The following is a 13,381-nucleotide window of genomic DNA, read 5'->3' on the forward strand; positions in this document are numbered from 1 at the left end:
AAGCCTTTATTAATGTACAAATACACTCAATATCAAACAACCTATTAACCCCACCACACTCACAATCGTCTCCATCACAGACCAGGTCTTAAAGGTATCCTTTACTGATAAATTAAAATACTCTTTAAACAACCAAAAGCCGCCATCGTTCACATGACTAAACATGAGACTGCCGGCTCCGGTAGCTAATACCATCAAACATGGATTCACACCCAATGTGCCTACTAAAGGTCCTAACATGGCTGCTGTGGTTAATCCTGCAATCGTAGCAGACCCTACTGCGACTCTTACCAACGCTGCCAGACTCCACGCCAGCAGCAAAGGATTCATATGTGTACTCATCATCCCCTGTGCAATAATATCGCTCACCTTGCTATCCAGCAGCATTTGCGTCAATGCGCCAGAACCACCAATGATGAGGATAATAGGAGACACATCCTTAATAGATTCATCCAGTGATTTCATCACCGCCTTCATGGTCAATCCTCTCTTCAATCCTAACAGATAAATACCATTCAATACAGCGATCAGCATCACAATAATCGGATCACCTAACCAATCAGCAATTTTCACCCATACACCGTGCCCAACTAACTTTATAATCGTTGTTCCTGCCAGCAAAATCACCGGCAGCAATGCTGCAAATAAACTCTCTGCCATACCCGGCAATTGCTCATCCGGAATAGGTGCTATATGAAACAGCGCAGCAGGCTCCTGTTTATACCCTTTTAAAAAGCGACTAAAGATGGGTCCTGCCGCAATAATAGCAGGAATAGCCACGATCAGTCCATACATGAGCGTCATGCCCATATTCGCGCCAAAAGCACCCACCAGTGCAGTAGGCGAGGGATGCGGAGGCAGGTAACCATGTGTTACTGACAACGATGCCAGCATAGGTATTCCCAAATATACCGCAGGCAGTTTTGTACGCGCCGCCACCGTAAAGATCAGCGGCACCATCAGCACAAAACCAATATTATAAAACAAGGGAATCCCTACAATGAACCCCGTCAGCATCAAAGACCATTGAATATACTTTTGTCCGAACAGGTGCATTAATCCATTCGCAATTCTTTGCGCAGCGCCACTTTCCGCCACCAGTTTACCCAGCATACTGCCAAATACAATGATGGTGACCAACCCGCCCAGGGTCTTGCCAATGCCGGTAGTAATAGATTGTGTGATTGTATTGATATCCATCCTCAGGGCTAAACCCATGAACAGACACACGACCAGGAAAGCAATGAATGTGTTGAGCCTTAACCCCGCTACCAGCAATACCAGTAGCAGGATTGACAATAGTACAATGATTAAAGCCATCGAAATTCTTTAGATGTTGGCGACTAAAATTATCTGGTTATTCATATCGGAGTGCAATAATAGGGTCGAGTTTAGAAGCCTTGATAGCAGGGAATATGCCTGCCATCAAACCAACGCCGGCACACAGGCTGATACCCATAAAGATCCAGAACCAGGGTATCACAAAACTTGTATGCAATAGCAATGATACCACGTTGCCTACCAGCATACCCAGCAACACCCCTAAGGCGCCTCCCAGTACACTGATGATGATTGACTCATATACAAATTGCCTGCGAATCACCTGTCGCGTAGCACCCAGTGCTTTGTTCACACCAATCTCACGTGTACGCTCTGCAACAGATACCAGCATAATATTCGTCAATCCAATCGCAGAACCGAACAGGGTAATGATCCCTATGATAGCAGCGGCAATGGCCACAAAGCCAAGGCTGTTAAACAACATTTCACCTATACTGTCACTCTTGCTGATATAAAAGTTCTCTTCTTCATTCAGATGCAGGTGCCTCACTATGCGGAATAAGCCGGTAGCCTCTCCCACAGCGGCATCCATTCGGTTGATATCTTTCACTGACACGCCTATATTATAGGTCATCGTGTTACCTCCATATACTCTTCTTGTGTTCGTCACAGTGGTAATCACTACTTTGTCAGCACTCATAAAACCACTGTTCCCTTTTGGTTCCAGCAATCCTATCACCCTGTAACGTACATCTCCCACACGGATATTGCTGTTAATCACGTTTTTCATTCCATCTCCATACAATTTCTTTGCAACATCGGTTCCCAATATAGCGACATTCCGCCCGGTTTCCATATCTAATTGATTAAAGTTTCTGCCCTCTTTCAATTTATAATTGGAAAACTCCAGGTAATTTTCATCTCCGCCTAATACCTGTACATTTGGATTGGTCTTGCTTTCTCCCTTGTAAATGGTGGCTGCACCACTGGCTGTAACAGATACGCTCACAGTGGAGGGGAATGAAAAACGCCGCTTGAAATCCTTCGCTTCCTCCCATGTAATAGGGATATTGCTATTCGATGTTTTTACCTTCTTTTTCTTCTTGTCACTCTTCTTTGCATCCGGACCTCCACCCATGAAAATACGCAATGCCCTGTTCTGAATAGAGAAGCTGTTTGCCCCCATACTGGCAAAGTTGGAGTAGATACTGTTCTTCATGCTTTCTGTAGCAGTCAGAATGCCCACCAGGGCCATAATTCCAAATGCGATGATGGAAATAGTAAGCCCTGCGCGTAATCTATTCGCGCTGACAGAACGGTAGGCGAGGGAAAAAATGTCACGGAATTGCATGATTTAAAGATAACGAAAAACATTTTTCCGCTATTTTTATTATATAAATGGCGAACCCTCCTACTATAAAAGAAATAGCAGAAAAACTGCACCTGGCAAAGTCCACCGTTTCAAGGGCTTTGCATGACCATCCCAGTATCGGGTTGCGTACCCGGATGAAGGTACAGGAGCTGGCGCGGGCACTCAATTACGAACCGAATCAGACTGCCATTCATTTTCAGCAGAAAAAGACCTTTACAATAGGGATTGTGTTACCCGAACTATCAGAGGCATTTTTCTCTGCAGCCATTAGTGGGATTGAAGATGCTGCGAATCAACATAACTACATGGTGCTGTTGGGGCAGTCGCATGATGATGCTGCCAGAGAGAAAAAGATTGTGGAAATTATGAAGAATCACCGGGTAGATGGACTGATAGTTTCGCTGGCGAAAAATACCGGGGATTATGCACATTTTGAAGCACTGGAAAAGTTCAATATACCGGTGGTTTTTTTCGATCGTATTCCAGACAAAAAAGACATTCATTATGTAGCCTGTAATATGGAATCAGGCACCCTCCAGGCAGTCTCTCTTTTACTGGAAAAAGGACATCGTGTGATTGGGATGATCAATGGCCCGGAACAACTGGTAGCTACCCCCCAACGTGAAGCAGGATTTAAACAGGCATTGCAGAAAAAAAGATTAAAATTCGATGCAAGCCTCACCGTACATTCCGATCTCACAAAAGAAGGAACACGTGCTGCCATGCAGCAGCTTTTATCAAATAAAAGGAAAGTAACAGCGATTGTTACCTTCAATGATTATGTGGCCCAGGATGCAGTGCAATATGCATTGGAGCAGGGAATAAAAGTGAATAAAGACCTCACGTTTGTGAGTTATGCAAATCTACCTTTGAGCAGTTATATGGCATTTCCACCGATTGCTTCTGTAGAGCAGTATCCTTATGAGCAGGGATTTAAGGCGACGGAAATATTGCTCTCTTTATTAAACAATAAGGAACAACAACAATATCATCACATCGTGATCGATTCCCGGCTCATAGTGAGATAAATTTCCATACCCAGCCGGCCACAGGCCCACCCAAAACCCCACGGCTTTTGCCGAAGGTAAAAGCCATAGGGTTATACGACCATTCAGGTAAAAATTCACGCAACCGTTTGCGCAATCTTTCTATCAATCTTTCCCTTAAGTTTGAAATTATCAATCAAAAAATCATGCAGGCTTCGATACTGGCAGCTTACGGAATAGTGGCAGATGAATGTACTATCCAGCCTTTTGGCAGCGGACTTATCAACACTACCTGGAAAGTCATCCACGGCGATAAGTCTTACATCTTACAACGCATCAACCACCAGGTCTTCAAACAACCAAAGGTGATCGCAAACAATATCCGCTACATCGGCCAATACCTGCACCAACATTCACCGGAATACTTCTTTGTACAACCCGTGAATACAACAGATGATCAGGGACTGGTAATAACCGAAAACGGTGAATACTTCCGCCTGCAACCCTTCGTAACCGACTCCCGCAGTTACGACGTTGTAGACGATGAACAACTGGCCTACGAAGCCGCAAAACAGTTTGGAAGATTCACCCGCTTATTATCTGATATAGACACAAAGAAGATCGGCTATAGTTTACCTGATTTCCACAACCTCACCCTCAGATATCAACAATTTGAGGATGCGTTGAAAAATGGCAACAAAGAACGGATAGCCGCATCAGAAGAATTAATATTCAGAATCAGGCAATACGCGTATCTCACCGATACCTTCGAAGCCATCAAGCAGAATCCTGCATTCAAAATCAGGGTCATGCACCATGATACGAAAATCAACAATGTACTCTTCGATAATAGTGGCAATGGCATCTGTGTAATCGACTTAGACACCGTAATGCCCGGATACTTCATCAGTGACTTCGGCGATATGATGAGAACGTATTTATCGCCGGCAAATGAGGAGGAAAAAGACTTCAGTAAGATAAAGGCCCGGGAATCCTTCTTTAAGGCAATTGTGAGTGGTTACCTGAGCGAATTGAAAGAAGAATTAAGTCCTGATGAAATCCATCACCTGGTATACGCAGGACAATTCATGGTCTACATGCAAGCCATTCGTTTCTTAGCAGATTATTTAAATAATGATATTTACTACGGCTCTAAATACGAACAACACAACTATGTAAGAGCAGGCAATCAGCTGGCTTTATTAGATCGTATCAGCGAGCAGGAAAGCACCTTTTTTAAAGCGATCACTACACCAGATCGCGTCGTTTGAAAAGCAGCACCATTTAAAAACAAAAATGCCGGCATGTAGCCGGCATTTTCTATTTAAGTTTGAATCTTATTATACGAATTGTAACAGTAACCCAGGGAACACTCCCAACAGTATCACTATCGCTGCTGTCACTACCAGCAAAAACTTAAATCTGCCACTCATCTCCTCGACACCTGGCTCACCAGATTTAAAATACATCGCCATGATCACCCTGAAGTAGTAATACACACTGATCGCAGCACATATTACCGCTATTATCACCAGCCAGAAAAGATTACCTTCCTGAACAGCCGCTGTCAACACATAATATTTCGCAAAGAAACCTGCCGTCAGCGGAATACCTGCCAATGATAACAAACAGATCGTAGTTACCGCAGCCACCAAAGGCTCCTTCTTTGCCAATCCGTTAAAACCATCGAAAGTATAATCCTTCATTTTAATCAACACTGCAAAGATGCCGATTGTAGCTACAGAGTAAGCTGCTGCATACAGGATAATACCTTTCACAGCAAAATCACTGAACGAAATAACTGACAGCAGCATAAAACCTGCCTGCGCAATACTTGAATACGCCAGCATACGTTTTACACTCTGCTGGAATACCGCTGTAAAGTTACCAATGATCAGCGTAGCAGCCGTCACCAGCGCCAGCAGCAACTGCCAGTCTTTACTGATCGTGCCTGTAAACGCACCATGGAACAAACGGATAAATGCAATAAAGCTACCCGCCTTCACCACAGTGGCCATGAAAGATGTAAATACTGAAGGCGCTCCATCATACACATCCGGTGTCCAGAAGTGGAAAGGCGCTGCAGAAACTTTGAATGACAATGCAAATGCAATCAGTATCACACCACACAATGCAAGCGGACTAGCCGCACCATCTCCCAACCCCAGCTCACTGATCAAAAATGAACCAGATGCACCATAAATCAGTGTAATACCCATCAGCAAAATACCTGTAGAGAAAGAACCCATCAGGAAGTATTTCAGCGAAGCTTCACTACTCTTAGGACTCTTTTTATCACTACCAGCCAGGATGTACTGAGGAATAGAAATGATTTCTATCGCCAGGAAAAGCATTAATAAACTGCTGAACGAAGACGCCAGCGTAATACCCGACAGTATGAAAAATACCAGCGCAAAGTAATCAGACACATGTTCCCCTACTTTCTCAAAAGCACTGCCTGACAGCATAAAGTACAATAACGTAGCTCCAAAAGCTACCGCATTGAACAATACACTGAAACTGCTCACAGTGATCATACCATACAGAGTGCGGCTCCCCCCCTGTAATGTGCACAATTCCGCCAGGTTCGCTGCAAAGCAAATCAGCAACGCCACGATGGCAACAAATTTAATGGACTGCTTATTTTTCACGAAAAGCCCCGCAAACATCATCAAAACGCCCGATAAAGCAGTAGATATTAATGCATTCATATTCCTGTGTTACGAAAGAACAACTTTTTAATAAACCTTATTAACCAATTCAGTAGTGCTCTGAACCAACTCCAGCATAGGCTTTGGATATACGCCCAGTACCAGGATGATCACCACTATCACACTCAACGCCAGCATTTCATTACCACGCAGATCTGTAGTAGTTTCCGTCAGCTGGTTAGGCTGGCCAAAGATCACTTTCTGTACCATGTTCAGTGTGTACACTGCACCCAGGATCACTCCCAGACCAGCTACTGCCATGAACCATGGATTATATTGATAGAGACCGCTGAACATCAGGAACTCCCCGATGAAACCATTGGTCAGTGGCAATGCAATATTTGCAAAACTGATAATCACCAGGAAGGTAGCCATGCGTGGTGCATAAGCAGCAATACCGCCCAGCTCATTCAGTGACTTCACTTTCAAACGATCCTGGATAATCTCAACGATGATCCACAAACCGATGATGTTAATACCATGGTTAAAGAACTGTACCAGCACACCCTGTAAACTCTGCTCGTTATTCGCGAAGATCGCAGCACTCATCAACCCGATGTGGGCGATAGATGAATAAGCGATCAGACGTTTGAAATCAGATTGAACAATGGCGATGCAGGAAGCATATACAATACCGATGATAGATAATACAATCGCAACATCAGACCATACATAAGCACCTTGTGGTAATACCGGCAGTAACCAGCGAATCACACCGAACAAACCCATTTTTACCATGATACCTGACAGTACCATTGTAACAGGAGTTGGCGATTGCTCGTAAGTATCCGGCTGCCATGTATGGAAAGGGAAGATCGGCATCTTGATAGCAAAAGCTACAAAGAACAACCAGAACAGCCAGGACTGTGTCTCTTTAGGCAAAGCCGCTGTTGTGAAACTTGCATAACTAAAGGAGTGATCCGGCGTTTGCAGATAGATATAGATAATACCGATCAGCATGAGCAGGGAACCTGCAAAAGTGTACACAAAGAACTTGAAGGTAACCGGGATCCTCTTTTCGCCTCCCCACAGTGAGCAGAGGAAGTATACAGGAATCAGCGCCAGTTCCCAGAAGAAGTAGAACAACATAGCATCATAGGCAGTAAATACGCCCATGAGACCTGCCTGCGATAACAGCATCAGTGCATAGAAGCTGTTAGCACGGTCATACTCCCTTTTATTGATAACAATAAAGATCAGTACAAATGAAATAGAAGTGAGCAGGCTAAGCATCATGCCCATACCATCCAATCCTACACTAAACGTAGCGCCCAGTTGTGGTATCCAGTTGCAGCTGTGGCTGAGGCTTTCAGGTGCAGACCTGAACTGAAACAGCGCAGCAATAGTGACTGCCAGCGATGCCAGAGATGATATCAAACCCACCGTCTTAGGGCCTGATCCCTTCAGGCCAAACGTAAGAAGGCCCGCCACCAAAGGAATCAAAATGAGTAATACTGTCAACATAATTTTATCTAAACTTGTCCTTTTTGAATGATGATGCAGGTAATATTATCGAACCAGGAACCCGATTACAAATAATAATACCATCCCTATAACCATGGCAAATATGTAAAAACCTACCTGCCCGCTCTGAAGCAACCTTACCTGTTGACTACTCCACTGAACACCACGGCCTACACCGTTCACCAACCTGTCAATACCTGAACGCTCAATCGCTTCTTCAAAGAAACGGCTCAGCATACCCAGGGGCTTTACTATGATAGCATCGTAAATCTCGTCTACATACCATTTGTTCTCCAGTACTTTCGCAATACCAGTGCGTGGCTCACCATTGTCGGTGAAGTTGCGGTACCAGTTGCGCGCCAGGAAAATAGTGATGATTACCAGCACAGAGCTCAGCGCCATCAGCAACCATTCAGTGCTGTGTGCCAACTCATGCAGTTCTACCTTTTCTACAGATACAGCGAAGATAGGATGCAGGTAATGTTCTAACAGGTTAGGTGCACCAAATACTGCTGGTAAACCTACATAACCACCAATCACAGACAGGATAGCCAATACAATCAGCGGGAACGTCATTGCCCCCGGACTTTCGTGCAGGTGATGCTCCTGTTCGTGTGTACCGCGGAACTTACCACAGAATGTGATGTAGTACAATCGGAACATATAGAACGCCGTCATCAATGCTGTCAGCAAGCCTACTACATACAGCAGTTTGTTGGCAGCAAAGGTGTGGGATAAAATTTCATCTTTTGAGAAGAAGCCGGACAAACCAGGGATACCTGAAATAGCCAGACAACCGATCAGGAAAGTGGCATTCGTAACAGGCATGTATTTTTTCAAACCTCCCATCTTACGAATGTCCTGCTCACCACCCATTGCGTGGATCACAGAACCTGAACCCAGGAACAACAGCGCCTTGAAGAATGCGTGTGTCATTACGTGGAATACCGCAGTAGTATAAGCGCCTACACCAAGAGCGAGGAACATATAACCTAACTGAGATACAGTAGAGTAAGCCAGTACTTTCTTGATATCATCCTGCTTCAGTGCAATAGAAGCCGCCAGCACCGCTGTAACCAGGCCGATGATAGCTACTACGTGCTGCACACATGGAGCAAGTGTATAAAGAATGTTGCTGCGTGCAATCATATAGATACCTGCTGTCACCATCGTTGCAGCATGGATCAGGGCAGATACCGGGGTTGGACCCGCCATCGCATCAGGCAACCAGGTGTACAAAGGTACCTGTGCTGATTTACCCATCGCACCTACAAAGAAGAGGATCGCAATTGCAGCGAGGGTACCATCACCCTTTGCTACACCCGCAATCTGTGGGAGTACTTCAGAATAATTTACACTACCAAAGTGAACGATCATCAGGAACATACCCAGCAGAAACCCGAGGTCACCGATGCGGTTCATGACAAAAGCCTTCTTGGCAGCGTTGTTGTAGTTAGTATTCTTATACCAGAAGCCGATCAGGAGGTAAGAACAAAGTCCTACACCTTCCCAGCCTATGAACATCATCACGTAGTTGGCACCTAATACAAGGATCAACATAGAGAACACGAACAGGTTCAGGTATGCGAAATAACGCGCAAACCCTTCGCTGGTCTCATCGTGCATGTAAGAAGTAGAGTAAATATGAATCAGAGAGCCTACGCCTGTGATGATCAGGAGAAACAGTGAACTTAACTGATCTACCTGAAAGGCAAATGGAATATGCAGGCTGCCTGCAGAAATGAAATCAAACAATTGTACGGTTACCGCCTGAAAACCCGGGGTACGTACTTCCAGGAACATCAGCAAACTAATCACAAAAGCCGCCAGTATAGACCCGCTCCCAACGATACCTGCCAGTGATTTGGAGAGGTATCTTCTTCCCAATCCATTCACCAGAAATCCTAATAGTGGTAATAATGGTACCAGCCAAACTAGATTAATCATCTATCAAATACGAATTACGATTTACAAATTACGGTTTGCCTTATGGTTAATTCTTCAGACGGTTCATGATATTCACATCTACTGACTGTGAACTCCTGTATACCATAACGATGATAGCGAGACCAACAGCAACTTCTGCCGCCGCCACGACCATGATGAAAAACACAAAGATCTGGGCTCCGGCCGCATCTACTCTACCCGCATCTGCCCACATTTTAGAAAACGCCACTAACAAAAGGTTCACAGCATTCAGCATCAACTCTACACACATGAAGATGATGATAGCATTTCTGCGCATCAATACCCCCATCACTCCAATACAAAAGAGCGCAATGCTTAAAAAGATATAATATTGAACCGGCATAAAAATGAATTACAGATTACGATTAATGTTCTTTCTTACCAATCACGACTGCACCGACCATGGCGCTCAAAAACAGGATGCTGCTCACTTCGAAAGGAACAACATATGTTTTGAATAAAGTCTGACCAAGATTAGCGATCAGGCCAATATTGTTAGATTCCGGTGTTAATGAAGGCAGGCTTGCTTCACGCAGCGCAGCCAGCAGTACCACCAGCAGTGCACCCCCACTGATCGCCCCTGCATACTTGAGCCAGTTCCGCTTTTGCGGCTCTCCTTCAGCATTCAGGTTCATCAGCATGATCACGAACAGGAACAATACCATGATCGCACCCGCATATACAATGATGTGCACCACCGCCAGAAACTGTGCATTCAACATCACGTAATGGCCGGCTATGGTAAAAAATGTAAGGATCAGGCAAAGGACACTTGTAACGGGACTCTTACTAAACACCACGCCCAGCGCAGTGATCAGTGAAATAATAGAGAGTATCCCGAAAACGACTTGTTGTAAATTCATTCCCATTGCTATATTGTCTGATTGTTGTGTTTGGAATTATGCATTTTTCTTCTCTCCTGGCAATGGAATCAACAGATCCTGCTTGCCATAGATGAAACCTTCACGTTTGTAATGTGCTGGTGCAAATGTTTCGGAGAGATAAATCGCATCCTTTGGACAGGCTTCTTCACAAAAACCACAGAAGATGCAACGAAGCATGTTAATCTCATAACGTGCTGCATATTTTTCTTCACGGTACAGATGCTCTTCCCCTGGTTTCCTTTCAGCAGCTTCCATCGTAATTGCCTCCGCAGGACAAGCTACCGCACACAGACCACAGGCTGTACAGTTTTCACGTCCTTCTGCATCCCTGTTCAGAATTTGAAGGCCACGGAATACCGGGCTGAATTCACGTTTTTCCTCAGGATAACTTACTGTAGGCTTTTTCTGGAATATATGTTTGAAAGTGATAACCATTCCCTTTGCAATAGCCGGCAGGTACATCCTCTCCAACATGTTCATCGGTCTGCGATCTACCGGTTTTGCCCTGTTCGTTAAAGTTTGCATGATTAATAATGCGATTAAATAAGTTTACAATTTCGTTCTCTTAATGTTGATGCCACAAAATCCAGCCACCTGTGATCACCATGTTTAACAATGCAATCGGGATCAGATAGTTCCAACCCAAACGCATTAACTGATCATAACGGAAGCGCGGGATAGTCCAGCGTACCCACATAAAGAAGAAAATGAAGCAAATAATTTTTATAAACAGAACCAGTGTACCCAGTATAGTCAGAATGTTTGGCGATACATGCAGACTATCCATGCCCCAGAAATGATATCCACCAAAGTACAATGTAGCCATCAGCGCAGAGCTGATGAACATATTGATATACTCAGCGAACAGGAAGAAACCCAGTTTCATGGAAGAATACTCCAGGTGATAACCACCGTTCAGTTCATTCTCCGCTTCTGCCAGGTCAAATGGAGAACGGTTGGTCTCAGCAAATGAACATATCAGGAAAATGATAAAGCCCAACGGTTGAACAAATACATTCCATACACCACCATGACGCTGCTGCTCTACGATTTCTTTCAGACTCAGTGTCCCACTCACCATCAGCAGTGCAATCAGTGCCATACCCATCGCCAGCTCATAGCTGATGATCTGGGAAGCGGCACGTACAGATGATAACAGGGAGAATTTATTGTTGGAAGCCCAGCCACCCAGCATAATACCGTATACACCTAAGCTCACCACACCAAAAATGTAAAGAATACCAATGTTCACGTCAGCTACCTGCAGTGATACTGTATGACCTGCAATGGTCAGTGTATCGCCCCATGGAATTACTGCACTGGTCATACAGGCTACAATCATAGCCAGTGATGGACCTAAAATAAAAAGGAAATGATTGGAGGATCCTGGAATGATCTCTTCCTTGAAGAAGAGCTTACCACCATCCGCCAGCGGCTGAAACAAGCCCAAAGGACCCGCTCTGTTTGGTCCAAGCCTATCCTGCATAATACCCGCTACCTTTCTTTCGCCCCATGTGGAATACATGGCCACGACCAGAGATATTACCAATACACCTGATATCAGTATTATCTTCTCAAGAATGAAAAACCAGTCTATTTGCATCAAATACGAGTTATAATAGTTACTTACTTGTTAAAATCATCAGAGTGTGCAGGCCCCTCGATCTGCGACAGATCGATACTTGGACGGTTTACCTCGCTGATACTGTGAATATCCATCAGCAGTTTTGGCTGACGGCCATCCAGTACTTCTACCAGGGTATCCTTTGGCTTGTTTACTCCTACATAGTGGTTAGCAGAAATTACGCTCTGGCGTTCGATCTTACGTGGACCTTCCACTACCCAGTCTTTCGCTTCTTTCTTATCAAAACGGCAGGTATCGCAGATGAAATCTTCTACTTCGCCATATTTATCCTTACGTGCAGTTACACGGAATACTTCGTCACCACGCATCCAGAGTACGGTTTTACCACAGCACTTAGGATTCTCACAGTCACGGTGTGCATTCACCGGTTTCAGGAACCATACACGGTTTTTGAAACGGAAAGTTTTATCTGTCAGTGCACCTACAGGGCATACGTCAATAACGTTACCAATGAAGGGACTGTTTAAATTCTTGCTAAGATAAGTGCTGATTTCAGCATGCTCACCACGGCCCAGTACACCATGCTCACGGTTGCCAGCTACCTGATCGGCAGTGAATACACAACGGTAGCAAAGGATACAGCGGGTCATATGTAACTGGATCTTATCACCCAGATCTACTTTTTCGAAAGTACGACGTTTGAATTCGTAACGGGTACCTTCAGCACCATGCTCATAACCCAGATCCTGCAGGTGACACTCACCAGCCTGATCACATACCGGGCAATCCAGCGGGTGATTCAGTAACAGGAATTCCACCACACCTTTACGTGCTTCCAGCACTTCAGGAGAGGTGATGTTTGCTACTTCCATACCATCCATTACAGTAGTACGGCAGGAGGCAACCAGTTTTGGCATAGGACGAGGATCAGCTTCCGAGCCCTTCGATACTTTTACCAGACATGTACGGCATTTACCACCACTACCCTGCAGTTTGGAATAGTAGCACATTGCAGGCGGCACTATATCTCCTCCTATCTGACGGGCAGCATTCAGGATAGTAGTACCAGGTGCCACTTCCACAGAGATCCCGTCGATCTTGACTTTAAAGAGTTTCTGTTCTTCAGCCAT

The 13,381-nt window shown here is 44.8% G+C and carries 12 protein-coding genes; 2 read left to right on the forward strand and 10 right to left on the reverse strand.

Annotated elements, in window-relative coordinates; translation table 11 throughout:
• Positions 1–9 precede the first annotated feature (9 nt).
• Positions 10–1,320, reverse strand: coding sequence for a gluconate:H+ symporter (locus QQL36_RS01605; protein ID WP_083720333.1), 1,311 nt, complete (start codon positions 1,318–1,320; stop codon positions 10–12).
• Between the two features lie 37 nt (positions 1,321–1,357).
• Positions 1,358–2,632, reverse strand: coding sequence for an ABC transporter permease (locus QQL36_RS01610; protein WP_083720332.1), 1,275 nt, complete (start codon positions 2,630–2,632; stop codon positions 1,358–1,360).
• A gap of 47 nt (positions 2,633–2,679) precedes the next feature.
• On the opposite strand from QQL36_RS01610, the gene QQL36_RS01615 reads away from it, so the two are divergent.
• Positions 2,680–3,681, forward strand: coding sequence for a LacI family DNA-binding transcriptional regulator (locus QQL36_RS01615; protein WP_321568677.1), 1,002 nt, complete (start codon positions 2,680–2,682; stop codon positions 3,679–3,681).
• 47 nt (positions 3,682–3,728) lie between these two features.
• Entirely contained in the window at positions 3,729–4,910 is a 1,182-nt protein-coding gene (locus QQL36_RS01620) for an aminoglycoside phosphotransferase family protein (protein ID WP_321568678.1), read from the forward strand.
• A gap of 69 nt (positions 4,911–4,979) precedes the next feature.
• On the opposite strand, the gene QQL36_RS01625 is transcribed toward QQL36_RS01620, so the two are convergent.
• From QQL36_RS01625 to QQL36_RS01660, 8 genes are read right to left on the reverse strand one after another with little or no spacing between them, the layout of a single operon-like run.
• A complete protein-coding gene (locus QQL36_RS01625; protein WP_083720329.1) occupies positions 4,980–6,350 on the reverse strand; it encodes an NADH-quinone oxidoreductase subunit N in 1,371 nt (456 codons plus the stop codon).
• Between the two features lie 27 nt (positions 6,351–6,377).
• On the reverse strand, positions 6,378–7,814 hold the full coding sequence (locus QQL36_RS01630) for a complex I subunit 4 family protein (RefSeq protein ID WP_083720328.1): 1,437 nt from the start codon (positions 7,812–7,814) through the stop codon (positions 6,378–6,380).
• A gap of 45 nt (positions 7,815–7,859) precedes the next feature.
• Entirely contained in the window at positions 7,860–9,761 is a 1,902-nt protein-coding gene (gene nuoL, locus QQL36_RS01635) for an NADH-quinone oxidoreductase subunit L (protein WP_321568679.1), read from the reverse strand.
• A gap of 46 nt (positions 9,762–9,807) precedes the next feature.
• Positions 9,808–10,125 carry an NADH-quinone oxidoreductase subunit NuoK gene (nuoK, locus tag QQL36_RS01640; RefSeq protein WP_083720326.1) on the reverse strand — a complete coding sequence of 106 codons (318 nt, stop codon included), beginning with the start codon at positions 10,123–10,125 and terminating at the stop codon, positions 9,808–9,810.
• A gap of 22 nt (positions 10,126–10,147) precedes the next feature.
• A complete protein-coding gene (locus QQL36_RS01645; protein ID WP_083720348.1) occupies positions 10,148–10,645 on the reverse strand; it encodes an NADH-quinone oxidoreductase subunit J in 498 nt (165 codons plus the stop codon).
• A gap of 36 nt (positions 10,646–10,681) precedes the next feature.
• Entirely contained in the window at positions 10,682–11,191 is a 510-nt protein-coding gene (nuoI, locus tag QQL36_RS01650; RefSeq protein WP_083720325.1) for an NADH-quinone oxidoreductase subunit NuoI, read from the reverse strand.
• 40 nt (positions 11,192–11,231) lie between these two features.
• Positions 11,232–12,269, reverse strand: coding sequence for an NADH-quinone oxidoreductase subunit NuoH (gene nuoH, locus QQL36_RS01655; RefSeq protein WP_179090958.1), 1,038 nt, complete (start codon positions 12,267–12,269; stop codon positions 11,232–11,234).
• Between the two features lie 23 nt (positions 12,270–12,292).
• Complete coding sequence (locus tag QQL36_RS01660) at positions 12,293–13,381, reverse strand: 2Fe-2S iron-sulfur cluster-binding protein (protein ID WP_321568680.1); 1,089 nt, start codon at positions 13,379–13,381, stop codon at positions 12,293–12,295.

The organism is Chitinophaga sp. LS1, from assembly GCF_034274695.1.
Taxonomy (GTDB): domain Bacteria; phylum Bacteroidota; class Bacteroidia; order Chitinophagales; family Chitinophagaceae; genus Chitinophaga.